The sequence below is a fragment of the Rhizobium sp. CG5 genome, from assembly GCF_023701945.1.
Classification (GTDB): domain Bacteria; phylum Pseudomonadota; class Alphaproteobacteria; order Rhizobiales; family Rhizobiaceae; genus Allorhizobium.
In genome coordinates this window covers 46,276-69,782 of record NZ_JABAEF010000016.1, presented here as the reverse complement: position 1 = coordinate 69,782, position 23,507 = coordinate 46,276, and the positions used below count along the sequence as shown (strand labels likewise).

Annotated in this window: 21 protein-coding genes; 15 read left to right on the top strand and 6 right to left on the bottom strand. The window is 63.8% G+C overall.

Annotated elements, in window-relative coordinates; all coding sequences use genetic code 11:
* Positions 1 to 42: 42 nt before the first annotated feature.
* Genes HGO38_RS22955 through HGO38_RS22945 form a run of 3 tightly spaced genes read left to right on the top strand, consistent with a single transcriptional unit; the run spans position 43 to position 2,307 of the window.
* The gene (locus tag HGO38_RS22955) at positions 43 to 561 is read left to right on the top strand and encodes a TRAP transporter small permease (RefSeq protein ID WP_250958155.1); all 519 of its coding nucleotides are present in this window, start codon (positions 43 to 45) and stop codon (positions 559 to 561) included.
* Positions 558 to 1,859: a TRAP transporter large permease gene (locus HGO38_RS22950; protein WP_250958154.1), complete on the top strand. Its 1,302-nt coding sequence runs from the start codon at positions 558 to 560 to the stop codon at positions 1,857 to 1,859. The genes HGO38_RS22955 and HGO38_RS22950 overlap by 4 nt, the downstream gene beginning before the upstream one ends.
* A 7-nt stretch (positions 1,860 to 1,866) precedes the next feature.
* A complete protein-coding gene (locus tag HGO38_RS22945) occupies positions 1,867 to 2,307 on the top strand; it encodes a type II 3-dehydroquinate dehydratase (RefSeq protein ID WP_250958153.1) in 441 nt (146 codons plus the stop codon).
* Positions 2,308 to 2,325: 18 nt separating this feature from the next.
* On the opposite strand, the gene guaD is transcribed toward HGO38_RS22945, so the two are convergent.
* From guaD to HGO38_RS22915, 6 genes are all read right to left on the bottom strand, one after another.
* Positions 2,326 to 3,687 carry a guanine deaminase gene (gene guaD, locus HGO38_RS22940; protein WP_250958152.1) on the bottom strand — a complete coding sequence of 454 codons (1,362 nt, stop codon included), beginning with the start codon at positions 3,685 to 3,687 and terminating at the stop codon, positions 2,326 to 2,328.
* An 11-nt stretch (positions 3,688 to 3,698) separates the two neighbouring features.
* Positions 3,699 to 4,553 carry an aromatic ring-hydroxylating oxygenase subunit alpha gene (locus tag HGO38_RS22935; protein ID WP_250958151.1) on the bottom strand — a complete coding sequence of 285 codons (855 nt, stop codon included), beginning with the start codon at positions 4,551 to 4,553 and terminating at the stop codon, positions 3,699 to 3,701.
* Positions 4,554 to 4,595: 42 nt separating this feature from the next.
* On the bottom strand, positions 4,596 to 5,531 hold the full coding sequence (locus HGO38_RS22930; RefSeq protein WP_168476179.1) for an ABC transporter permease: 936 nt from the start codon (positions 5,529 to 5,531) through the stop codon (positions 4,596 to 4,598).
* Positions 5,532 to 5,547: 16 nt separating this feature from the next.
* Entirely contained in the window at positions 5,548 to 6,597 is a 1,050-nt protein-coding gene (locus HGO38_RS22925; protein ID WP_250958150.1) for an ABC transporter permease, read from the bottom strand.
* Position 6,598: 1 nt separating this feature from the next.
* Positions 6,599 to 8,173, bottom strand: a complete 1,575-nt coding sequence (locus HGO38_RS22920; RefSeq protein WP_250958149.1) for an ABC transporter ATP-binding protein — start codon at positions 8,171 to 8,173, stop codon at positions 6,599 to 6,601.
* Positions 8,174 to 8,399: 226 nt separating this feature from the next.
* The gene (locus tag HGO38_RS22915) at positions 8,400 to 9,515 is read right to left on the bottom strand and encodes a BMP family ABC transporter substrate-binding protein (RefSeq protein ID WP_250958148.1); all 1,116 of its coding nucleotides are present in this window, start codon (positions 9,513 to 9,515) and stop codon (positions 8,400 to 8,402) included.
* 494 nt (positions 9,516 to 10,009) lie between these two features.
* On the opposite strand from HGO38_RS22915, the gene HGO38_RS22910 reads away from it, so the two are divergent.
* From HGO38_RS22910 to HGO38_RS22855, 12 genes are all read left to right on the top strand, one after another.
* Positions 10,010 to 10,270, top strand: a complete 261-nt coding sequence (locus HGO38_RS22910; RefSeq protein ID WP_250958147.1) for a hypothetical protein — start codon at positions 10,010 to 10,012, stop codon at positions 10,268 to 10,270.
* Between the two features lie 22 nt (positions 10,271 to 10,292).
* Complete coding sequence (locus HGO38_RS22905) at positions 10,293 to 10,982, top strand: Rieske 2Fe-2S domain-containing protein (protein WP_250958146.1); 690 nt, start codon at positions 10,293 to 10,295, stop codon at positions 10,980 to 10,982.
* Entirely contained in the window at positions 10,982 to 11,614 is a 633-nt protein-coding gene (locus HGO38_RS22900; protein WP_250958145.1) for a glutathione S-transferase family protein, read from the top strand. Before HGO38_RS22905 ends, HGO38_RS22900 begins: the two co-directional genes overlap by 1 nt.
* A gap of 224 nt (positions 11,615 to 11,838) precedes the next feature.
* The gene (locus HGO38_RS22895; protein ID WP_250958144.1) at positions 11,839 to 13,641 is read left to right on the top strand and encodes an adenine deaminase; all 1,803 of its coding nucleotides are present in this window, start codon (positions 11,839 to 11,841) and stop codon (positions 13,639 to 13,641) included.
* On the top strand, positions 13,641 to 14,570 hold the full coding sequence (locus tag HGO38_RS22890; RefSeq protein WP_250958143.1) for a LysR family transcriptional regulator: 930 nt from the start codon (positions 13,641 to 13,643) through the stop codon (positions 14,568 to 14,570). Before HGO38_RS22895 ends, HGO38_RS22890 begins: the two co-directional genes overlap by 1 nt.
* 93 nt (positions 14,571 to 14,663) lie before the next feature.
* Positions 14,664 to 15,164: a thiamine pyrophosphate-binding protein gene (locus HGO38_RS22885; protein ID WP_250958142.1), complete on the top strand. Its 501-nt coding sequence runs from the start codon at positions 14,664 to 14,666 to the stop codon at positions 15,162 to 15,164.
* Positions 15,161 to 15,769 carry a thiamine pyrophosphate-dependent enzyme gene (locus HGO38_RS22880; protein WP_250958141.1) on the top strand — a complete coding sequence of 203 codons (609 nt, stop codon included), beginning with the start codon at positions 15,161 to 15,163 and terminating at the stop codon, positions 15,767 to 15,769. Before HGO38_RS22885 ends, HGO38_RS22880 begins: the two co-directional genes overlap by 4 nt.
* 2 nt (positions 15,770 to 15,771) lie before the next feature.
* The gene (locus HGO38_RS22875; RefSeq protein ID WP_250958140.1) at positions 15,772 to 17,331 is read left to right on the top strand and encodes a GMC family oxidoreductase; all 1,560 of its coding nucleotides are present in this window, start codon (positions 15,772 to 15,774) and stop codon (positions 17,329 to 17,331) included.
* A 45-nt stretch (positions 17,332 to 17,376) separates the two neighbouring features.
* The gene (locus tag HGO38_RS22870; protein ID WP_250958139.1) at positions 17,377 to 18,768 is read left to right on the top strand and encodes an amidohydrolase family protein; all 1,392 of its coding nucleotides are present in this window, start codon (positions 17,377 to 17,379) and stop codon (positions 18,766 to 18,768) included.
* Positions 18,765 to 19,634: an aromatic ring-hydroxylating dioxygenase subunit alpha gene (locus HGO38_RS22865; protein ID WP_250958138.1), complete on the top strand. Its 870-nt coding sequence runs from the start codon at positions 18,765 to 18,767 to the stop codon at positions 19,632 to 19,634. The genes HGO38_RS22870 and HGO38_RS22865 overlap by 4 nt, the downstream gene beginning before the upstream one ends.
* Positions 19,635 to 19,854: 220 nt before the next feature.
* Complete coding sequence (locus HGO38_RS22860; RefSeq protein ID WP_250958137.1) at positions 19,855 to 22,995, top strand: molybdopterin cofactor-binding domain-containing protein; 3,141 nt, start codon at positions 19,855 to 19,857, stop codon at positions 22,993 to 22,995.
* Positions 22,992 to 23,507, top strand: a complete 516-nt coding sequence (locus HGO38_RS22855) for a (2Fe-2S)-binding protein (RefSeq protein WP_250958136.1) — start codon at positions 22,992 to 22,994, stop codon at positions 23,505 to 23,507. Before HGO38_RS22860 ends, HGO38_RS22855 begins: the two co-directional genes overlap by 4 nt.

Below are 23,507 nucleotides of genomic sequence, written 5' to 3'. Positions count from 1 at the left end.
CTTCCACCCTCTGCTTGCTGCCTTCCTGATGGAGCACTCCGGATGAACCCGAAATATATCGCCATGGGCGAGTGGTTGCGAAACCGCGCCGACAATATCATCTCCATCATGCTGCTGGGCATGTTCGTCGCCTTCCTGCTGCAGATCGTCTTCCGCTATCTTCTCAATCTCTCCATCGGCTGGACGCACGAAGTCAGCGTGGCATTGTGGATCTGGATCGTTCTGTTCGGCTCGGCTTTCTCCATTCGCGAAAGCGAGGAAATCCGCTTCGATTTCTTCTGGGCCAGTGCCAGCGACAAGTCGCGGCGCGTCATGCAGATCATCTCGGCGACAGTCCTGATCGCCATGTTCGCCATCTCGCTGCCCGCCGTGATCGACTACATCTCCTTCATGAAGGTCGAGAAGACGGCCTATCTGAAAATCCGCTTCGACTATCTCTATTCGATCTACATCGTCTTCGTGGTGGCGATGATCGTGCGCTACATGTGGCTTGGCATACAGGCCATTCGCGGCCAGGCGCCCGAAGCCTTCGACCCCACCAAGGCGAGTTCCGGCGTATGAACCTCACCAGCCCCTTTTCGATTTCCATCGTCGTCATCACCGCGCTGGCCTTCCTCGGCCTGCCGATCGGCCTGTCGATGATCACCGGCTCGATCCTCTATCTGCTGCTGGTCGGCGCGGACATGGGCACGGTTGCCGAGCAGTTCCTGAACGGCATGTATTCCAACTACGTCATCCTTGCCGTACCGCTGTTCGTGCTGGCGGCCGAGTTCATGAACATCGGCTCGATGACCGAGCGCCTGCTGACCTTCTGCAACGTACTGGTCGGTCGCTTTCGCGGCGGCCTGGCGCAGGTCAATGTGGTGCAGAGCATCATCTTTGCCGGCATGTCCGGATCGGCGATCGCCGATGCGGCCGGCAGCGGCCGGATGATGCAGAACATGATGACCCGCGACGGCCGCTATACGCCGAGCTTTGCTGCGGCGTTGACAGCTGTCACCTCGGTCATCGGTCCGATCATTCCACCCTCCATCCCGATGGTGATCTATGCGCTCGTCTCCGATGCCTCGATCGGCTACCTGTTCCTGGCCGGCATGGTGCCAGGGCTGATGATGGCCGGCCTGCAGATGATGCAGGTGGCGATCACCGCAAGGCGCAGGAATTTTCCGGTCGAGCCGCCAATCCCGTTGCGCGACGTGCCGATGATTACCTGGCGGGCCTTTCCGGCCCTGATGATGCCCGTCGTGCTGCTTGGCTGCATCTATAGCGGCATCACCACGCCGACCGAAGCCGCCGCCCTTGCCGCTGCCTATGCGCTGGTCATCTCGCTGGTCATCTATCGCAGCATCACCTTCCAGGCCTTCTACCATTCGCTGCTCGTCAGCGCCAAGACGACCGCCTCGATCGGCATGCTGATCGCCGGTTCCCTGGTGTTCAACTATGTGGTGACGATCGAGAACATCCCCGACACGCTGCGGATCCTGCTCACCAGCTGGGATCTGTCGCCGATCGGTTTCCTGATCCTCGTCAACGTCGTCCTGCTGCTACTCGGCTGCGTGCTGGAAGGCACGGCCATCCTCCTAATCATCGTGCCAGTGTTCATCCCGACCGCCCAGGCGCTCGGCATCGATCTGGTGCATTTCGGCGTCATGGTCGTCGTCAACATCATGCTCGGGCTGGTCACGCCGCCCTATGGCCTGCTGCTGTTCATCATGACCAACATATCAGGGGCACCGGTCCGCGACATCATCCGAGACTCCTTGCCCTTCCTGTTCTGGATGGTGATCTGCCTGCTCATCATCACCTTCGTGCCGGAAACGGTGCTGTGGCTGCCGCGCCAGTTCGGCTATCAGGGATAGAAAAACCATGACCGACACCAAACCGATCTACATCCTGAACGGCCCGAACCTGAACCGGCTCGGCAAGCGCGAACCGGAGATCTACGGCACGACCACATTGGCCGAAATCGAGGGCTGGTGCCTTGAGGCCGCAAGTGGTCACCCGATCCGCTTTCACCAGACCAATAGCGAGGAAACGCTGATCGAATGGGTGCATGAGGCAATCGACGAGGGGGCGGGGATCATCATCAACCCGGCCGCCTTCACCTTCACCTCGATCGCACTGCTCGATGCCCTGAAGATGTTCAAGGGGCCGATCATCGAACTGCATATCAGCAATGTGCATCGCCGCGAACCGATCTATCATCGCTCCTATGTGTCGATGACCGCCACCGCCGTGATGGCCGGCTTTACGGCAAAAGGCTATCCGATGGCGGTCAGGGCGATCAAGGATATGTTGTCCGCCTGACCGCAAACGCCGCCGCCCTCACGCGACGACCGTTCCGTCGATCCAGACCCGCGCGATATTGGCCTTGGAGGCGGTGAAGACGATCTTCTGAAGAATGTCATCGCCGTGATCCAGGTCCTCGAACAGCCGGATCGAACCCTTCTCGGCCCGGCTGTCGATGACGATGGCATCGAACTGATAGCCGGCCACGAATTGCCCGACGGGCAAGTCGAGCGCCCTGGCGCCGCCGGCGGTCGCGACATGAAAAGCCTGGCGGAAATCGATGCGTGCCGGCTTGCCGGATGCGCGCGTTTCGGGTGGGAGATCCGGGTCCACCCCGGTCTCCAGCAGACGCGACATGGTGACTGCTGCGCGGCAATTCTCCAGCATGGAGGCGCTTGGACCGCCGGAAATATCCGTGCCCAAGCCGACATTCACGCCCTTCTCCAGTGCCGCCCGCAGCGGAAATACCGCACCGGCAAAAAAAGCGTTCGACAGCGGACAATGGGCGACGGCGGACTGCCGGATGCGGATCGTCTCCATGTCCGCAGTCGTCAGCAGGTTGCCATGCGCCAGCATGGTGTGGCGCCCCAAAAGGCCGAAGCGATCGAGGCTGTCGGTATCGGTCATGCCATGCCGGGCCAGCACATAACCGTGTTCCCAGGCGCTTTCCGACGCATGAGTCTGCACGTGGCAGCCGCAGTCCTTGGCAATGGCGCCGAGCCCTTCAAGCGTTGCATCCGTGCAGGACGGGATGAAGCGCGGCGTGACGACCGGCAGCACGCGGCCGTCGCGATTGTCAGGATGGCTGCGGACATAGTCGATCAGCGCGCGCGTGCCAGACAAGGCCGCATCGACGGAGGCATCGCGGTAATAGTCCGGGCAGCTGTCGACATTGTCCATCGCCACCTTGCCGACCAGCGCCCGCTGGCCCTTTTCCAGGCAGGTATCGACCAGGATCCGCGTTGCATTCTGATGCACGGTGGCAAAATAGAGCGCCGTGGTCGTGCCATTGGCAATCAGATCCTCGACCAGCAGGCCATAGGCGCGGCGGGCAAAGGCCGTGTCCTGATAGCGCGCCTCGAGCGGAAAGGTGTATTTCTGCAGCCAGACCTCGAGCGGCACGTCCAGCGCCGAGCCGAGCTGCGGATATTGCGGCGCATGGACGTGGCAATCGACGAAACCGGGCAGCAGATAGCTGCCCTCAGCCAGGGTTTCGAGCCGACCGTTTGCAGCGGCATCCGCCCTGGCCTCGGCATAACCCGCATCGGCCGGACGCAAGACAGAAACGATCCCGCCGCGCTCGCCGACAGAGATCAGCACATCGGTCAGCACCTCGACTTCGCCCAGCACGGGCGCGTGAAATCCAGACGCCAGAAGCATCTTGCCGCGCAGTTTCATGATTCCAGTCCTCAGGCCGCCATGGCCGATGTGCCATAGGTCACGCCCTTTTCCTTCAGCCAGCGGCGATAGGCGATGGAGGAGGCATCGGCGCGGGTCGGGATCTCCTTGCGCGGCTCCATCGGCAGCAGAACCGGTCGCTGGTTTTCGAGGATGATGCGATCCTGCAGGAAGATCAGCTGCTGGAACTGGATGAGTTCGGTGGTCGTCGAGACATCGTCGATCAGGTACATCACCGGATGGGCCCGGCAGCGGTCGGGATCGAGCGGCTGTACGAAGAGACAAATCACGTCCCAGCGGTTGGCGGAATTCGGGCAGGTTTTGTAGAGCAGCGTCGTGAACGGCGTCATCACCCGGTAGATATACTGGGTCATGATGCCGTCCTTGGCCGACAGCGCCGCCTGCGGCTGAAAAAACTGGCAATTGGTCGCCCAGACCTCATCGACATCCCTGCGGATCTCGACATTGTAGTGCATCACTTCGGTATTGGGCTCGGCGCCGAGGATATCGGTGTGCACGAAGGGGAAATGCGCCATGTCGAGAAAATTCTCGATGATGCGCAAGCCCGAGGCGCGCACCGAAACCGCGCCGCAGGGCACATAACGCCGATCCGGCTCGTCTGCTTCCGGCACGGGGAAAATATCACGCTCGGGTGTGCCGAGCGTCGTCCAGAGAAAGCCGAAACGGATTTCTGTCGGCAGCGGTGCGCCGCGATCCTCGGCCACCACGGTGATAGAGCCATCCGGCGCACGGGTCACGGTGAGATCGACGCCGAGCAGGCGGTTCTCCATCGTGCCGACCGGGATCGCCGCTTCGGTCTCAATGACATACCATTGGTCGAGAGAGGCCCTGTCTGTTGCTTTCATCTGAACGTCCCTTCTTGAAATCCGTGACCCGCAGCGTCGCCATCAGCGCACGCTTCTGAAATAAGGCTCGCCCAGCGCCGCCGGTGCGGCCATCAGGCGGCGCATGCGCTGCCAGGCGATGACCGGCACGATGATGAAGGCGATGGTGCCGAGATAGGGCAGCATCGACAGGAAGGCCGGTGCAATCGGCCAGCCGCGTGCCTGGCCGACAAAACCAAGGGCCGTGATGAAGCCGAACAGCAGGCCGGATAGGGCGGCCGGGATCGGCCGGTAACCGGCAAAGATCACCAGCGCCACGGCGATCCAGCCGCGCCCCGCCACCACGCCATCCGACCAGGAATTGACGAAGGCGAGCGTCAGATAGGCACCGGCACCGGCGGCTAGCGCCGAACCGGCGCAGACATAGGTAAAGCGGATCAGATTGACCGGAATGCCGGCGGCGTCTGCCGCCGCCGGATTCTCGCCGACGGCCCGCAGGTTGAGGCCATGCCGCGTGTAGAACATCAGATAGGACAGGCCGACCGGCAGGATGATGTAGATGAGATAGACGAGGATATTCTGTGAGAAGAACGCCTTGCCGAAGATCGGGATACTCGACAGCAGCGGAATGGCGACGCCATCGAAGGTGGCAGGTGCCGGCATGCCGGAATAGGCCTTGCCGATGGTCGAGGCGATGCCGGTTCCCATCAGCGTCAGCGCCAGACCGCACAGCACCTGATTGGCGCGCAACAGCACCGTGGCGCTGGCAAACACCGCGCCGAACAGGGCGCCGACACAGAGTGCTGCCGCAAAGCCGAGAAGCGGGGAGGGGACGGCCGTGACGGTGGCGATCGCGGTGACAGCCCCCATGGCCATCAGGCCCTCGGCGCCGAGATTGACGACGCCGACCCGCTCGGCCAGCACTTCGCCGAGCGCTGCCAAGGCCAGCACGCCGCCGGCCAGGAATGCGGTGGTAAAAAGCCCGGTCAGGAGATCCATTGGTCCGTGCCCCTTTTTAAGTCTTGTCGCGCAGGATGCGGTAATGGGCGAGTTCGTCGCCAATGGCCGTCAGAAAGAGAATGAGCCCGGTCATCGCCAGCACCGCCGAGGTCGTCAGTCCCTGAGTCTGCAGGATGATACCGGAATTCAGGATGAAGCCCATCAGCGCACCGGAAAAGATCACGCCGATCGAGGAACCGCGGGCCAGAACCGCCACCATGATGCCGAGATAGCCGAAATTGTTGGAAATGCCGCCCTGCAGGCGATGCACGGTTCCAGCGATTTCCAGCATGCCGGCCAGCCCGGCAATGGCGCCCGACAGCAGCATGACGGTGATCAGGTGGCGGCGCGCCGCGATGCCGGCATATTTCGCCGCCGACGGATTGGAGCCGACGAGGCGCACTTCATAGCCCCATTTGGAGAAGCTCAGCAGCAAGGCCATGGTGATCGCCAGAACCACCGCAATCGGCAGGCCCCAATGCACCAGGCCCCAGAATTCCGGGATTTCGGCGGGAATACGCGGCGTCGAGGAATTGGCCATGCCGGAGCGATCGCGCCAGGCATCGGTCGAAACATAATAGACCATCAGCGCCGCCACGAAATTCAGCAGCAGCGTTGTGATCAACTCGTTGACATTGGCATAGGCACGGGCAAGCGTCGGGATCAGGATCCAGACCAGGCCACCGAAAGCACCGGCAAAGAACATCAGCACGAGGCTGACCGGATCGGAGACCGGCACGAACAGACCAACGGCGGTCGCTGCAAAGGCGCCGGCATAGAACTGGCCTTCGGCGCCGATATTCCAGGCGCCGATCTGCTGGGCGACGGTCACGGCAAGGCCGGTCATGATCAGCGGGATGATCAGCAACCCCAGATCCTCCATGCCATAGGTCGAGCCGAAGGAGGCCTTGATCACCTGCGCGCCAAGCGCCAGCGGATTGCTGCCGGCAAAGGCGAGGATCACACCTGTCGTCAGAAGGGCAAGCGCGATGGCACCGATACGGGCGGCGAGCGAAATGCTGGGATGGGCGGAGGGCAGTCTCTGAACGCGGATACGGCCGGCCATCTCACGCCACCTCGCCGGTCTTGGTGCGCCCGCCCATCATGAGGCCGATCTCTTCGATATCGACGGCGTGGTTGTCGACGATCCCCATGATCCGGCCTTCGTAGAGAACGGCGATGCGGTCGGAGAGGTTCAGCAATTCTTCAAGCTCCTCGGAAATCAGAACGATGCCGGCGCCGGCGTTGCGCAGTTCGACGATGTAACGCAGCATGGTGTTGATGGCGCCGACATCGAGGCCGCGGCTCGGATAGGCGGCCACCAGGATCTTGCTCGCCACGCGCATTTCGCGCCTGGCCACCAGCCGCTGCTGGTTGCCGCCCGACAGGTTGCGGATCGGCATGCCGAAATCGGGAATCGCAACCTCGGCAACCGAGGCGATCTCCTTGGCCAGAGCGGTTGCCGCACCCGGCCTGTAGAGCCCGCGGCTGGTCACCGGCGGCTTGCCATATTCGCGCATCACGGCATTGACGGTGATCGACAGGCCCGGCGCCAGACCGCTGTGCAGCCGGTCTTCCGGGATATGTCCGATACCGCGCTCGACGAATTCGGCGGCATTGGCGCGGGTGACCGTCTCGCCATCGATGACGATGCGGCCGGAATGAACCGCCCGCGTGCCGGTCAGCACCTGCGACAGCTCGCGCTGGCCATTGCCGGCGACACCGGCAATACCGACGATCTCGCCGGCATGGATCGCCAGATCGATGCCATGCAGGGCCAGGTCTCCGGCATCGTTCAGGACAACCACATTTTCAAGGCTCAGCACCGGGTTTTGGGAAATCGGCGCAGCACCGACCGGCCGGCCCCGCATGTCGGCCAGCACGATATCGCGGCCAACCATCAGCCGCGCCAGCTTGGCGGGCGTACAGTCCCTGGCAAATTCGGTGGCGATCTTGCGACCGGAGCGCAGGATGGAAATGCGGTCGGAGATCTCCAGCACCTCATCGAGCTTGTGCGAGATGAAGATGACGGCATTGCCGTGTGACACGAATTCGCGCAGTGCCTTGAACAGCTCGCGCGCCTCGGCCGGCGTCAGCACCGCGGTCGGCTCGTCGAGGATCAGCACACGGGCCTGGCGCGCCAGTACTTTGAGAATTTCGACGCGCTGCTGCTCGCCGGTCGACAGTTCCGAAATTCGGGCACTGGGGCGAACCTGGAAATTGTATTTTTCGGCAAGCGCCGCCGTGCGGGCTTCCAGCACCTTGGCGGAGGCGCGGCGCGGCGTCTCGCTCCAGCCGAGATGAATGTTTTCCGCCACCGTGAAGGCCTGCACCAGCTTGAAATGCTGATGCACCATGCCGATGCCGGCGGCAATCGCCTGGATCGGCGAGGCGAATTCCTTGGCATAGCCATCGATGATGATCTCGCCGGCATCCGCCTGATAGATCCCGGTCAGGATGTTCATCAGCGTCGACTTGCCGGCGCCATTCTCCCCCAGCAGCGCATGAATCTCGCCCGGCATGACCTCGATATCGACATCCTGGTTGGCGATGACACCGGGGAAATATTTGGCAATGCCCTTCAGCTGCACGAGCGGCGCAGAACCGGAAGGGACGGCGTATTTGGCAAATGGTTCTGACATCAGGCCCTATCGGGAACGAAGGTGGAAGACTGCGGGGCGGAAAGGGGCCGCAAGGTCCCTTTCCATTATGGAGGGCGACTACCCCCGGATCGTCATTCACCCTGGACGTCATCCTCGGCCTTGAGCCGAGGATCCACAGCCAAGCCCATCGAATGCCGATGGATCCTCGGGTCAAGCCCGAGGATGACGGTGGAGGAGGAGCCTTCAGGCTCCTCCCATCGCCGCATCAGAGGCCGGTCACGCCCTCGACGGACCAATCCCAGTTGTAGAGCTCAAGTTCGGTCATCTGCTGGCCGGCAGCCAGGCGAACCGCGCCCTTGCTGTCCTTCAGCTCGCCGACGAACGGCGACCAGCCGCCGAGGATCTTGTCGCGCACGGCGTCGGCCGCCTTGCCGACTTCGGCCGGAACCTTCTCGCCCCAGACGTCGCGGTCGACACCCTTGCCCATGGAGAGCAGGGTTTCCGACGGCGTCCATTCGCCGGCCAGGCGCTTCTTGACCTGGTCGACATAGTAGTCCTTGAAGTCGATAATGACGGAGGACACGTAGGAATTCGGACCGTAGCGGCGGATGTCGGTGTTCCACATGGCGGCCCAGACGCCACGCTTCTCGGCGACCTGCAGATAGCCGGCCTCGTCCATGATGCCGAACAGGAAGTCGCAGCCATTGTCGATCAGCGCCGTGCCGGCCTGGGTTGCGGCCTGCGGGTCGAACCAGGAGTTGATGACGATGGTCTGTAGCGTCGCATTCGGATTGACGGTGCGTGCGCCCATCAGGAAGGCGTTGGTCGAGGTATAGACCGAGGCGACCGGGAACGAGGCGACATAGCCGAGCTTGCCGGTCTTCGACAGATGGCCGGCGGCAACGCCGAGAACATAGGTCGGATACCAGTGGGCCAGGTAGTACCAGCCGAGATTGTCCATGGTCTGGTGGCCGTTGCACTCCATGAAGGCCACTTCGGGGGCGCGCTTGACCACTTCATGCAGGAAGTCGCCGGTCGACGACGTGTCGAAGATCATGTTGGCGCCTTCGGAGACGAACTGGCGATAGGTGCGCGTCGCGTCCGCGGAGTAGGGCACGTTCTCGACTTCCAGAACGGTCTTCAGTTTCGGGAAGGCCTCCTTGACGGCGAGCAGGCCCTGGTGATGGCTCCAGGTCCAGCCTTCGTCGGTGATCGGGCCGACATGGCCAAAGCCGATCACGGCATCTTCTTCCTTGATGGCGGCAAGCGGCGTGGCAGCGCTGGCCGCACGGATCAGGCCGCCCGGCAGCAGAGCGGCAGCCGAACCGGCAGCCGCCATGTTCAGCAAGCCGCGGCGGGAGAGGTTACGCAAGTCAATCATGATGTCCCCTTTTGTGTATCTATCGGGCGTCGGGCGGCACAAGCATGCCCACCGGCGCGATCAGGCCGTCGAATAAGCTACGCAACTCCCATGCCAGTCCTGCATCGGTGCTTTAACGCCGTCGCCCGGCGACATCGCGTCTCAAGCCGCCAAGCGACCTTGGTGGCTAAACCCCGGAAAATGGGGCACCGACGATGGCAAAACCGACGATGGAAAGTCGCCACTGTCGCCATCGGACACCGGCATTTAGCCGTGCAAACCCTTGGCAGACCGGGACTGTTTCAAATTGTCGATGTTCGCAATAGAGGCTGAATTCGGATCGAACCGATGCGCCCAGCGCAACATCTGGTCTGAAAATATCGCTTGAACTCCGGCCGTCGCAGCAGATAAAGTGATTAAAGATAGTGCATGCCCAATTATTAATCATATGCCGCGAGAATGCGCAGAGGATAGGACGAACCCTTGCCATTGACCCCATACCCGGACTGTCGGCCATGAGCCTGGCCGTCGATTTCACCTTCAAGGGACGGATCGCCTGCGACAGCTTCTTGAGCTTTGCCAGGCACCGGGCTGGGCGGCTGGATCTGAAACTCGATATCGGTTCCTGCAGCGAGACCGCTGTCGAGGTGTCGGTCGAAGGCGCGGAGGCGCTGGTCGACATGTTCGAGATGGCCTGCAGCCTGGGGCCTTATGACTGCATGGTGCTGGATGTGCTGCGCAAAGAGGGCATTGCGGCCCGGCCGCCAGCGGTTTGAATTTGGATGGAAGGAGCCTGACATGACAATCGAACAGGGCTGGATGCCCGTGGCCTTGTCCAGCGCCATCGAGCCTGGCACATCGGCGGGCGCTGTGGTAGACGGCGCCGAAATCGTCGTGTGGCGCGACAACAAGGGGGCGGCCCATGTCTGGGAAGACCGCTGTCCGCATCGCGGCATGCGCATGAGCTTCGGCTTCGTGCGCGGCGATCACATCGCTTGCCTCTATCACGGCTGGCAATATGACACAGCCGGCCAGTGCCAGTATATCCCGGCCCATCCCGATCTCGAGGTGCCCAAGACCATCAAGATCCCGACCTATGCGGCCGAGGAGCGCAACGGCATCATCTGGACCTGCCTGTCCGAAGGCGCCGACAGCGACGCCCTGCCGGATGTTGCAGGAACCGCAACACCGGTGCGCAGCCTCTATGTCGACTGTTCGATGGACGACGCCTTGGGCGGCCTGGCCGATGTCGTGCTGCCGGGCAGCGACACGCCGGCGCAATTCGACATGATCGCCCGCAACGCTTTCCTTCTGTCGTCCGGCAGCACGCATGTGCTGATCGCCGGCCAGTCGATCGCCGCCCGCCGGATAGCTCTGCACATGGTCCTCATTAATGCCAAACCCGGCCTTGCCCCAACGATCGCCCGCTGGGCGGAAGGGTTGCGGCTGCGGCTGGAGACGCAAACCGCAATCGCCGAGGTCGCCTGATGTCTGCCCTGACGCTTTACAATTACGACCTCGACGACAGCTGCTACCGCGTCCGGCTGCTGCTTTCCATGCTAGGCCAGCCTTACGAGACCTATGCCGTGGACATGGTGCCCGGCAACGAGCAGGAAAGCCCGGCCATGCGGGCGCTCAATCCGCTCGGCAGCCTGCCTATCCTCAAAGACGGCGACCTGGTGCTCTACGGCACCGAAGCAATCCTTGCCTATCTCGCCAAGGCCCATGATCCGGCCGGCACATGGTTGCCCGGCGATCCCTTGGCGTTTGGCCGGGTCTCACAATGGCTGACATTTTCAGCCACGATCCTTCCAGCTGCGAGCATGGCCAGGAAAGTGTCGCTGTTTGGATTGGCGGGCGATGAGGATGCCTTGCGGGCAACCAGCCGCCAGGCCTTCCGCATCATGGACGACCATATGGTGCTGCAACAAATGCAAGGGACCGAATGGTTCGTCGGCAACGGTCCGACGCTGGCCGACCTGACGCTCTTCCCGATCTTCGCGCTCAGCCGCGATTTCGGCATCGACCACGACGAATTCCCGGCCCTGCGCCGCTGGGTCCGACGGTTTCGCACCATCAAGGGGTTCAAGACCATGCCGGGGATTCCGGATTATCACTAGGATTGAAGTGGGCCTGTCGCCGCCTCCGACTTGATCTCCGGCGGAACGGCAGTCTCCACCTCCCCCTTGAGGGGGGAGGTCGCCACGAAGTGGCGGGTGGGGGTGACCACCGTTCGCCGGGAGTGGCGGGTTCCCCACCCCGGGCCTGCGGCCCGACCCTCCCCCTCAAGGGGAGGGTAGAGTGCGCATCTATTCTTGCTACAGACCAAAACCAGGAGAAACCAATGCCACCCATCACCCGTTTTTCCGTCGCTCCGCTCTCCACCATGACCCGCCTTCTGGCCGATGTGGCGTCCGGCCGCGCCTCGCCCGATTTGGTGATCCAGGGCGCTCGCGTGCTGTCGACCTATTCGGAGCGCATCCTGCCGGACCGCGAGGTGTGGATCTCCGGCGGCCGGATCGCCGCCGTGAAACCGGCCGGCAGCTACAAGACCGGTTCCGCCAAGCTCTATGATGCCAGGGGCGGCATCATCGCGCCGGGGCTGGTCGATCCGCATATCCATATCGAAAGCTCGATGGTCACGGCCTGCGCCTATGCGGAAGCAGCCCTTCTGAACGGCACCACGACGATCTTCTGCGACAGCCACGAGATCGGCAATGTCATGGATGTCGCCGGCGTCGAGGCGATGCTGGAGGATGCCCGCCATGCGCCGCTGTCGATCTTCCTGACCGTGCCCTCGACCGTGCCCGCCACCACCCCTGATCTGGAAACCGCCGGTGGCGACCTGACGCCCGACAAGATCGCCGCCCTGTTCGACAAGTGGCCGGAAGCCGTGGCGCTGGGCGAGAAGATGGACTTCGTGCCGGTCGCCATGGGCGACGAGCGCAGCCACGCCATCATCGCCGCGGCGCTGTCGCGCGGCCGGCCGGTCTCCGGCCATGTCTATGGACGCGAATTCGTCGCGGCTTACGCGGCGTCCGGCGTCACCGACACCCATGAGGCGATCGACCGCGAGATTGCCGACGATCTTCTCGAGGCCGGCATCTGGCTGTTCCTGCGCGGCGGCCCGCCGACGACCCCCTGGCATTCTCTGCCGCTGGCCATCAAGACCGTGACCGAACTCGGCGCCTCCCACAAACGCATTGCGGTCTGCACCGACGACCGCGACGCCGACGATCTGCTGCATTTCGGCCTGGACTGGGTGGTGCGCGAGGCGCGCGCTGCCGGCATGACGCCCGAACAGGCCTGGGCCATGGGCTCGCTGCACGGCGCGACCCGCTTCGGCATGGAGGGCGAGATCGGCGGATTGGGCGGTGGCCGGCGCGCCGACCTGGTCCTGCTCAGTGACGACCTTACGCCAATCAGCACCTGGTATGGCGGCGAACTGGTGGTCGACCAGAAGACGGTGACCCCGCTGCTGGAAGAGACCCTGTCCAAGCCATGGCGCTATCCGGATGCGGCCTATCACACGGTCAAGCTGCCCAAGGCCATCAAGCTGACGCCTGATCTGCCGACGACCAAGGTTGTCGCCAATACCATCAAGACCGAACTGCCCGGCATCATTCTCGGCCATCACAAGGTGACCTTGGAACCGGCCAATGACTGGCAGACCCATTTCGAGCGGCATGGCCTGTGCTTCGTCACGGTGATCGAACGGCATGGCAAGTCGGCCGGCAATGTCGCGCACGGGTTGCTCAGCGAATTCGGCATCAGCAAGGGCGCGGTCGCCTCCTCGGTCGGCCATGACAGCCACAACATCATCATCGCCGGCACCAACGAGGCCGACATGCAGGTGGCACTGCGGGCCATCGAAGAGCACCAGGGCGGCGCCTGCGTGGTGGCGGACGGCAAGGTGACGGCCATGGTGCCGCTGCCGATCGCCGGCCTGTTGTCCGACAAGCGCGTGCATGAAGTGGCCGAAGAGGTGAAGGCGCTGAAGGTCGAATGGGACAAGGCCGGCTGCACCATCGCCTATATGGGCTTCAACCTGATCCCCCTGTCGGTCATCCCGGAAATCCGCATCACCGACAAGGGGCTGGTCACCGTGCCGCAGATGGAGATCGTGCCGCTGTTCGAGGCGCCCTGATGGATCCTTACCGCCTCGGCCTCGTCGCCACCCGCATCCATTATTTCCAGCTGGTAGCGCGGCTCGGTTCAATCCGCCAGGCAGCTCTCGCCCTGAACATCGCGCCGTCTTCGGTGAGCCGCATCCTCCGGCAGCTGGAGGACGAGTTGGGCACGCCGCTGTTCGAGCGGGTTCGCCAGCGGCTGAAGCTCACCAGCGCCGGCGAACTGATGCTCTATCACGCCCGCCTCTCGCTGTCGGAGCTGAACCGCGCCTGCAACGAGATCAACGACCTGCACGGCCTGCATCGCGGCACGGTGTCGATCGCCATCGTCGAAAGCGTCGCCCGCGGCCTGATGCCGGCGGCACTCGCCGATTTCTGGAGCCGTTACCCGGCGATCACCGTCGACATCAAGGTGATGGGATCGCAGCAGGCCGCCAATGCCGTCAACGACGGCGACTGCGACCTGGCCGTTGCCTTCGACGTGCGCGTGCCGCGCACCGTGCGGCGCATCGCCACCGCCTCCCTGCCGCTCGGCGTGCTGGCGCTGCCCGACAGCGATCTGGCCAAACGCCGCGAGCTGAAGCTGTTCGATCTCGCCAATCATCGGGTCATCCTGTCGGATTCGAGCCTGATGCTCGGCACCTCTGTGGAAGAAGCCTTCAACCGCTCCTTCATCGATATCGGCCGCCGGTCGCGCACCAATTCCATCGGCCTGATGGTCGATCTGGCCAAGCGCGATCTCGGCACCGTGCTGCAGACCCGCGTCGGCGTCGAACAGGAACTGGCCGACGGCACGCTCGCCTTCATTCCGCTCAGCGACACCCGCCTTGCACCTCGGAAGCTGATGCTGCTGTCACGCTCCGAGAAAGAAATGTCCGACGCCGCCTCCGCCATGGGCAAGCTGCTGGAACAGTCGATCGAAAGGGTCGGCGCGGCAAGCCCATAAAATGTTGCGCCGAGCGCAACGACAACGTCGTGAATTGCGGTCTATTCCGAACATCTGGGATTTGCGACCGTGGCGTCGAAACGAGGGCATGACATGAAACAATCATCCGTGGACGCGGTCATCCGCGGCCTGAAGAAGGCGGGCGTCAGCGTGGTCTGCTACCTGCCGGATTCGCTCTTCAAGGACCTGTATCCGGCCCTCGACGCCGATCCCGATATCCGCACCATCCGCGTCACCAACGAAGGGGAGGGGGCTGCCATCTGCGGCGGCGTGTTCCTGTCGGGCAAGCGCGCCGCGCTGATCATGGAAAATTCCGGCCTGCGCGCCTCCGTCGAGCCGCTGGCGCGCATGGGTCTTGGCGCCGGCATCCCGGTCGTCATGCTGATGAGCTATCGCGGCGAGATGGGCGAGAACAATTGGTGGGCCATTCCGCACGGCATTACCATGGAGCCGGTGCTGAATGCGTTGCGCATTCCCTATCAGGTGATCCGCGAGGAAGAGCGCATCGAACGCGCCATCGTCGACGCCTATGAATGGTCCTATGCGGCCTATTATCACTCGGCCGTGGCGCTGGGCGGGGAGATCGTGCGATGAAGCGTTATGACTGCATGAAGATCCTGGCGGAGCGCCTTGAGGACGAACTGGTCATCCTGTCGCTCGGCGCCTCGGTCGACGAATGGTACAATGCCGCGCCACATATGCGCGCAGCAAGCCTGTTCCAGCAACAGCTCGGCTGTGTTACCCCCCAGGCCTTCGGCCTGGCAGCCGGGCTGCCCCATCGCCGCATCATCTCGCTCGATACCGACGGCGGCATGATGTTCAATCTCGGCATCCTGGCGACGCTTGGCAACGAGCAGCCGAAAAACCTGTTTGTCGTGGTCTGGGACAATGAAATGTACCAGTCGATCGGCGGCCCGCCGACCCACACCGCCTTCGGCCGCGTCGATATCGCCGCGATCGCCCGAGGCGCCGGCGTCGACAATGCCTATACCGTCCGCACGCTCGAAGAATTCGAGACCCATTGCGAGGCGGGGCTGAAGGCGGAGGTGCCCTATGTCATCGTCGCCAAGGTGGCCGGCACCGTCCAGCCCGACATCAAGCGCAAGCATTCCGATGGCCGGGAAGACAAATACATTTTCGTCCGCCATGTCGAGGCGACCGAAGGCATCGTCATCATGGGTCCGAGCGAGCACAATTGACCATGCACCCGGCCATCCCCCTCAGACCGCTGCAGAAAGCCTATGACTATATCGTCATCGGTGGCGGGTCGGGGGGATGCGCGGTGGCGCGCCGGCTGATCGACGGATCGGACGCCACGGTGCTGCTGATCGAGGCCGGCGGGCCGGGCATCGGCATTGCTGAAATCGACGATCCGCGCCAATGGGTGCCGCTTGCCAAGAGCGCTTACGACTGGGGTTATGATTACGCGCCGAGCCCGCTCACCAACAACCGCACCATCGGCATTCCGCGCGGCAGGGTGCTCGGCGGCTCGAGCGCCATCAATGCGATGATGTGGTATCGCGGTCATCCGCTCGACTACGACGCCTGGGAGACCTCCGGCGCAGACGGCTGGCGCTTTGCCGATGTGCTTCCCTATTTCAAGCGATGCGAAGACTGGCAAGGCGGCGAAACGGCCTATCGCGGTGCGGGCGGACCCTTGCGCATCGAGACCAGCCGCGCCCTCCACCCCATTGCCCAGGCCATGCTGGAGGGCGCTGCCGAGCTTGGCATTCCGGTCATCGCCGATCCGAATGGCGAAAGCAACGAGGGTGCAACACCTTCCAATTTCAACATCGTCAACGGCAAGCGCTTCAGCTCCGCCACCGGCTATTTGTTTCCGATCCTCGACAATGATCGACTCACCATCCTGACCGGCTCGCTGGCAATCGGCCTTGTCCTCGAAAACGGCCGCTGCACCGGCGTGCGACATCTGGTCGAAGGCCAGCCCGTCGAGACCCGCGCCACCACCCATGTCGTGCTTTCGCTTGGCGCCATCGACACACCGCGTCTGCTGATGCTGTCGGGCATCGGCGATCCGGCCGAGCTGAACAGGCTTGGCATCCCGGTCCACCATGCCCTGCCGGGCGTCGGCCAGAACCTGCAGGATCATCCGCTGGTGCAGGCCGTCGTGCTGAGCGCCAAGCAGCCGCTCGGCGACAAGACCGACAATGGCGGCGGCACCATGCTGAACTGGAAATCCCGGCCGGACCTGCTGCAATCCGATGTGCATGCCTTCCCGGTCCAGGGCAACAGCGCCGAGCCGGCCCTTCGGCAGCGCTACGACATGTCGGGCGAGGTCTTTGCGCTGGGGGCCGGACTGATGCATTCGAAAAGCGTCGGCTATCTCAGGCTGCTGAGCGCCGAACCCATGGGACCACTGGAGATCCAGCCGAACTACCTGCGGGAAAAGGCAGACCTCGACGCACTGGTGACCGCCGTCGAGACCATGATGGATCTGGCGGAAACCCGCGCCTTCGCCGATCTGTTCGCCGGCTTTGCCGCCCCGGATCGCCGCCTGAACCGTGCCGAGATGGAAGAATTTGTCCGCAACGGCTGTTCGACCTTTTTCCACACCTGCGGCACCGCCAAGATGGGTCGCGACGCCATGGCGGTCACCGACCACCGACTAAGGGTGCATGGTCTCAACGGCTTGTTGATCGCCGATGCCTCGGTGATCCCGGTGATCCCGACCTGCAATACCCATGCGCCGGTGACGATGATCGGCGAACGCGCCGCCGCCTTCCTGCTCGGGACGGCGTGAAACTTGCATAACGCTTCCGCGACAGACGGAACGATGGAGACTGACATGACCAAGGCCGCAATGATCCTCGCAGGCGAAAGCCTGCTCACCATGGATGACGCCAATCGCGTCATTTCCGGCGGCGCCGTGGCCATCGAGGATGGCCGCATCCTGGCGGTCGGCACGCTCGATGACATCAAGGCGGCCTATCCGGCGTTTACGGTGAAAAAGCTCGCCAATACGGTGCTGATGCCGGGGCTGATCAATGCCCATGCCCATTCCGGCTTCCTGCGTGGCACGGCCGAACATCTGCCGGTCTGGGATTGGCTGACCATGCATATCAACCCGATGCACCGCGCGCTTTTACCCCATGAAGCCGAAGCCGCCTCCTGGCTCTGTTATGCCGAATCCGCGCTTGGCGGCACCACGACCGTGGTCGACATGTGGCGCTATATGGACGGCAGCGCGCGGGCGGCGCAAGCGATCGGCACGCGGCTGGTCGCCGTCCCCTATGTCGGCGAGCATCCCGACTACGACTATTTCGACACGCTCGACATGAACGAGGCCCTGATCGAGACCTGGCACCGCAAGGCGGGTGGTCGGGTGAATGTCTGGGTCGGGCTCGAACATCTCTTCTATGCCGATGAAGCCGGCCAGCAGCGTGCCATCGCCATGGCCAACAAATACCAGACCGGCTTCCACACCCATTGTTCCGAAGCCGATATCGAAGTGGCGGAATTCATGACCCGCTACGGCAAGCGGCCGATGTTTGCGCTGGAAGAGCTCGGCTTCTTCGAGCCGCCGCGCACCATGCTGGCCCACGCCGTCTGGCTCGACCCATCCGAGGTCGAGCTGATCTCGAACTACAAGGTCTCGGTGGCGCACAATCCGGTCAGCAACATGAAGCTTGCCTCGGGCATCGCGCCGATCGCCGACATGATCGCCCATGGCGTCGCCGTCGGCATCGGTACCGATGGCGAGAAGGAAAACAACAATTTCGACATGTTCGAGGAGATGAAGGTCGCCTCGCTGCTCGGCAAGCTTAGGGATCGCGATGCCGCCGCCATGGACAGCTGGCAATGCCTGCGCATGGCCACCATCCTCGGCGCCAAGGCGATCGGCCTCGACCACGAGATCGGCTCGCTGGAGGTCGGCAAGCGTGCCGATATCATTGCGGTGCGCACCGATACGCCGCGCATGACGCCCTTCTTTGCCGACGGCCCCTATTTCAACCTGCAACACAATCTGGTCCATGCCGTGCGCGGCAGCGATGTCGCCGTGACCATGGTCGATGGCGAAATCCTGGTCGAGGACGGCATGCTGAAGACCGGCGATCTCAAGGCGATCATCGCCGACATCCACGCGATGGCGCCTGCCCATTTCGCCCGTCGCGCCGCCTGGCTGGCCGAGCACCAGGACGGCACAAGGCAATGGACGAAAAAGGAGGGCGAAGCATGACCAAGACCACCGACCAGGCCGTGCTCGACGACTGGTACGCCATTGCCACCGCCAGCGAACTGACCGCAAGGCCGGTCCGGACAAAGCTGCTTGGCCAGGACATCGACTATCACCTGGGGGAGGGCAGGGCACCCGTGGTGCGCGAGCTCCTGGACGACGGCAGCCATGGCCCTGAACTGCCGGTGCAGGTCCGCTATGGCTGCCTGTTCACCACGCTCGGCAGGCCGAACAAGGATATCGTCCATATCGATGAGGCCGGGGAACGCGACCGGCGTTTCGTGCCCTGCGGCTGGGTCACCATGCGCGCATCGGGCCTCAGGGTGGTCGAGAATTTTCTCGACATGGCCCATTTCCCCTTCGTCCATACCGATATCCTCGGCTCCGAGCCCCATACGGAAGTGCCGCATTACTTGAGCGAAATTCGCCGCGACGTCGACGAGGTCTGGGCGACCAATTGCACCTTCTTCCAGCCGCGCATTGCGGCAACCGAAGACAAGGGCGATTTCGTGCATCTGACCTACCGGGTGCCGTCGCCCTTCGTCGTCATGCTCTACCGCGTCTGTCCGACCTCGCCGAACCGGCTCGATGCCATTGCGCTGTTCATCCAGCCGATGGAGGAGGGGCTCTGCCGCGCCCAGCCGGTGATGTATCTGGTCGACAGCGTCTCGCCCCATAAGGTGCTGTTGAATTTCGAACAGGTGATCTTCCTGCAGGACCGCATCATCGTCGAAAACCAGCGGCCCCTGCTGCTGCCCCTGGAGCCGCGCGCCGAAATCCCGACCCGCGCCGATTCCTCCTCCATCGCCTATCGCCGCTGGCTGAAAGAAAAAGGCGTGCGCTTCGGCACCACAGCGGGGGCGCGTTGATGGCTCAATGGACGAGTGCGGCGATCGTCACCACCCTCCCCTTGAGGGGGAGGGTCGGGCCAAAGGCCCGGGGCGGGGTGATCAACCAAGCCGTGAACACGCGGCCTGTCACCCCCACCCGCCGCTTCGCGACGACCTCCCCCCTCAAGGGGGAGGTGGGTGGCCATCCGACCGCCGTAGACCAAAATGAAAGCCCATCAAGCACGGAAAAATGTGCATCATGCGCATCCTGACCCCCTCCAGCCTCAGAGACGCATTGACGCTGGCAACCGAGAATGCCGGACCGTGCCGCTTTGTCGCGGGTGCGACGGCGCTGCAGCTGGAATGGGCCAAGGGCCTGCCAAAGCCGAGGACCATGATCGACCTGTCGCGCCTGCAGGCTCTGCGCGGCATAGCGACATCGGGCGACCCCTTGCGCATCGGCGCGCTGTCCACGCTGAATGCCCTGATCACCAGTGCCCGGATTGCCCCCGATCTGCCCTTGCTGCAGCAGGCTCTGAAGGTCGTCGCCGGACCCGCCGTTCGCAATCTGGCGACCATCGGCGGCAACATTGCCGGGCGGACCGGCTGTCTGCTGCCGGCGCTTCTGGCGCTTGATGCCGAGCTGGAGATGGCCACGCCGGCCGGCGTGACCCGCATGCCGCTGGTGGACTGGCTGGCGCGCCCCGCACGGTCGCCGGAAATCCTCTGTGCCATCCATCTGGCGCCGCAGGCAAAAACCGCCCTTTTCACCCAGCGCAAGACCGGCCTGCGCGCCGCCTTTACCCCCAGCGTCGTCGGCATCGCCGCCCTCCTCGATCTCGACGGCGAGCACATCGCCAGGGCGCGGCTGGCCGTCGGCGGCGGTGTCGTGACGCCGACCCGGCTGACCGAGGCCGAGACGCTGTTGACCGGCCAGGTGCTGGAGGCCGTCGATTGGGCCGGACTGCACACCTGCCTGCTTGAAACGATCGTGGCGCCCGACGATGATGTTCGCACAGGAACCTACCGCGTCCAGGTCGCCGCCAATGCTATCGTCCATGGTCTCAGCGGCACCTTGCCCGGCCGCCGGCTGGTGCCGGTGACCAAAGCGCCGGCCCCGGGCGAAGCGCTTCCCGATGAAATCGAACTGTCGCACACAAAACTGCCGGAGCGCTGGTTCATCCGGCCGGATGTCAGGGCGAAGATTGAGGGCACCTTGCCCTATCTTACCGACAAGCGGGCAGGGCACATGCTGGTCGGCCGCATCCTGCGGGCCGGCGTTCCCCATGCCCGGATCCTGTCGATCGACACAAGCAAAGCCGAGGCTCTGCCCGGCGTCGTCGCTGTCGTCACCCATCGCGACATCCAGGGCGACAATGCTTTCGGCATCGTCATTCAGGACCAGCCGGCCCTGTGCCACGACAAGGTGCGCCACCGTGGCGATCCGGTGGCCGCCGTCGCCGCCATCGATGCGGAGACCGCCGAGCGGGCTCTGGCGCTGATCCGCGTCGACTATGAAGCCTTGCCGCTGATCGACAGCCCGCAGGCCGCGCTGGCCGAAGGCGCAGCACTCGTCCACGCCAGCGGCAACCTGCAGCGAGCCCTCAATTTCAGCCGTGGCGACATCGCCGCCGGCTTTGCGAAAGCCGCGCATGTGGTCGAGGACACCTATGTCACGCCGCGGCAGATGCATGGTTTTATGGAGACCGAAGGCGGCTATGCCCTGATGGAGCCCGATGGCACGCTCTCGGTTTTTGTCGGCGGCCAGCATGGCGGCCGCGACCGGCTGCAACTATCGCGGATCCTCGGCCTGCCGGAAGACAGGATCCGTGTGGTGACCTCGCCGACCGGCGGCGCCTTTGGCGGCAAGGACGAGTTGACCGTGCAGCCGGCACTGGCCCTGCTGGCGCTGAAAACCGGGCACCCGGTGCGCCTGCAGCTGTCGCGGGCCGAATCCGTGCTGGCCGGCCAGAAGCGCAATACCATGGAAATCCGCATGAAAACCGCCTGTGACGGGCAGGGACTTCTGCTGGCCCAGCAGGTCGATGTCCTGGCTGATGCCGGTGCCTATGCGTCGCTTGGTCCGGGCGTTCTCGAAACCGCCCTGGAGCACGCGACCGGACCTTATGTCGTCCCGAATATTTCGACGCTCGGTCGGCTTGCCTATACCAATAACGGCGTCTGCGGTGCCTTCCGCGGTTTCGGTGCCAACCAGATGACCTATGCGGTCGAATGCCAGATGGACCGGCTGGCCGCCAAGGCCGGCCTCGATCCCGTCGAGATCCGGGCGCGCAACCTGCGCCTTGCCGGCTCGCCGGGTTATCTCGGCCAGACCGTTTCGCCGTCGGAACGGGTGACGGACATGCTTTCCGCGGCCAAGGCCTCACCGCTCTGGCAGGCCGAGCAGGGGTTGAGCGGCGATGGCGAATGGATCATCGGCACCGGCATGGCGCTGAATTACCAGGGCAATGGCCTCGGCTCCGTCGTGCCGGACCCGGCCGGCGGACGATTGGCCCTGACGGCGGATGGCTTCATTGAGGGCGCCTATGGGCTGGACGAGATGGGGCAGGGGTTGCTGACCCTGATCGAGGCCACCGTCTCGGCCGAACTCGGCTGCGCTCGCGCCGATGTACTGGCCACGGTCGGCGATACCAGGCTCGCGCCGGAATCCGGCTCGACGACAGCGTCGCGCGGCACCTATGTCGTCTGGGCCTCGGCCAAAATGGCAGCGCCCGAATTCAGCCAATCCATGCGCGATGCTGCCGGCACGATCCTCAATCGCCCTCCCGACAGTCTGGTGCTGGCGCCGGGCGGCTTTGCCGAGCGCGGCAGCAATAGCGGCGAGATCCTGCTGACCTACAAGGCGCTGGCCGAAAGCCTGGAAGACGCCGAGCGGCCGAGCGTCACAGTCGCCTACGAATTCCCGAAGACCGATTACCCCAGCGCCAATGCCCGCTACATCTTCGCCTTCGGCGCGACACTTGCCCGCGTTGCCGTCAGCCGGGTGACCGGCGCGGTGCGGGTGCTCGACCTGCACCAGCATTCGGCGGCAGGTCCCGTCATGGATGTCGCGGCCTATCTCGGCCAACTCGAAGGCGGCGCCGTGCAGGGCCTCGGCTTCACCTTGAGCGAAGACGCGCGGATGCGGGCAGGGGCCTATCTGACCACCAATCTCGACACCTATATGCTGCCCGGCATCGCGGACGCGCCGGCATCAATGCGGGTCTTTGCGCTGGAGGGCCTGGACGAGGGCGACACGCTGGGGCCGCGCGGCTCCGGCGAACTGGGCATCGGCGCGGTCACGCCGGCCATTGCCAATGCCATCGCATCCGCCATCGGCCTCTGGCCCGCTGTTACGCCCATTGCGCCGGAAACCCTGCTCAAGGAGATGTCGGCATGATGCAGAATGAACAACAGCTGCTATGCCTCGACCTCATGCTCAACGGTCAGCATGTCATCGTCACCACGAGCCCGGACCAGCGGCTGACCGAAATCCTGCGGGACCAAAGGCACCAAACCGCCACAAAACTGGCCTGTGGCATCGGGCGCTGCGGTGCCTGCACGGTGCTGATGAACGGCAAACCGGTCAATGCCTGCCTGGTGATGGCCTGGCAACTCGACGGCGCCACCATCGTCACGGCAGAAGGCCTCGATGCCCTGCCGGAGGCGATCATCGTTCGCGACGCGCTGGCCGAGGAAAACGCCTTTCAATGCGGCTATTGCGCGCCGGGATTTTCCGTGGTGCTGACGGCACTGCTGATCGCCAATCCCGATGCTGATGAGGCCGACATCCGCGCTGGGCTAGAGGGCAATCTCTGCCGCTGCACCGGCTATCACTCGATCATCCGTGGTGCGCTTCTGGCCGCGGACATTCTGCGCCAGCGCCGTGCCGCTGACGCTGCCGGAGACTGA

Coding starts and splice junctions, on each gene's coding strand:
- HGO38_RS22955 (WP_250958155.1), top strand. CDS start 43: ATGAACCCGAAATATATCGCCATGGGCGAGTGGTTGCGAAACCGCGCC.
- HGO38_RS22950 (WP_250958154.1), top strand. CDS start 558: ATGAACCTCACCAGCCCCTTTTCGATTTCCATCGTCGTCATCACCGCG.
- HGO38_RS22945 (WP_250958153.1), top strand. CDS start 1,867: ATGACCGACACCAAACCGATCTACATCCTGAACGGCCCGAACCTGAAC.
- guaD (WP_250958152.1), bottom strand. CDS start 3,687: ATGAAACTGCGCGGCAAGATGCTTCTGGCGTCTGGATTTCACGCGCCC.
- HGO38_RS22935 (WP_250958151.1), bottom strand. CDS start 4,553: ATGAAAGCAACAGACAGGGCCTCTCTCGACCAATGGTATGTCATTGAG.
- HGO38_RS22930 (WP_168476179.1), bottom strand. CDS start 5,531: ATGGATCTCCTGACCGGGCTTTTTACCACCGCATTCCTGGCCGGCGGC.
- HGO38_RS22925 (WP_250958150.1), bottom strand. CDS start 6,597: ATGGCCGGCCGTATCCGCGTTCAGAGACTGCCCTCCGCCCATCCCAGC.
- HGO38_RS22920 (WP_250958149.1), bottom strand. CDS start 8,173: ATGTCAGAACCATTTGCCAAATACGCCGTCCCTTCCGGTTCTGCGCCG.
- HGO38_RS22915 (WP_250958148.1), bottom strand. CDS start 9,515: ATGATTGACTTGCGTAACCTCTCCCGCCGCGGCTTGCTGAACATGGCG.
- HGO38_RS22910 (WP_250958147.1), top strand. CDS start 10,010: ATGAGCCTGGCCGTCGATTTCACCTTCAAGGGACGGATCGCCTGCGAC.
- HGO38_RS22905 (WP_250958146.1), top strand. CDS start 10,293: ATGACAATCGAACAGGGCTGGATGCCCGTGGCCTTGTCCAGCGCCATC.
- HGO38_RS22900 (WP_250958145.1), top strand. CDS start 10,982: ATGTCTGCCCTGACGCTTTACAATTACGACCTCGACGACAGCTGCTAC.
- HGO38_RS22895 (WP_250958144.1), top strand. CDS start 11,839: ATGCCACCCATCACCCGTTTTTCCGTCGCTCCGCTCTCCACCATGACC.
- HGO38_RS22890 (WP_250958143.1), top strand. CDS start 13,641: ATGGATCCTTACCGCCTCGGCCTCGTCGCCACCCGCATCCATTATTTC.
- HGO38_RS22885 (WP_250958142.1), top strand. CDS start 14,664: ATGAAACAATCATCCGTGGACGCGGTCATCCGCGGCCTGAAGAAGGCG.
- HGO38_RS22880 (WP_250958141.1), top strand. CDS start 15,161: ATGAAGCGTTATGACTGCATGAAGATCCTGGCGGAGCGCCTTGAGGAC.
- HGO38_RS22875 (WP_250958140.1), top strand. CDS start 15,772: ATGCACCCGGCCATCCCCCTCAGACCGCTGCAGAAAGCCTATGACTAT.
- HGO38_RS22870 (WP_250958139.1), top strand. CDS start 17,377: ATGACCAAGGCCGCAATGATCCTCGCAGGCGAAAGCCTGCTCACCATG.
- HGO38_RS22865 (WP_250958138.1), top strand. CDS start 18,765: ATGACCAAGACCACCGACCAGGCCGTGCTCGACGACTGGTACGCCATT.
- HGO38_RS22860 (WP_250958137.1), top strand. CDS start 19,855: ATGCGCATCCTGACCCCCTCCAGCCTCAGAGACGCATTGACGCTGGCA.
- HGO38_RS22855 (WP_250958136.1), top strand. CDS start 22,992: ATGATGCAGAATGAACAACAGCTGCTATGCCTCGACCTCATGCTCAAC.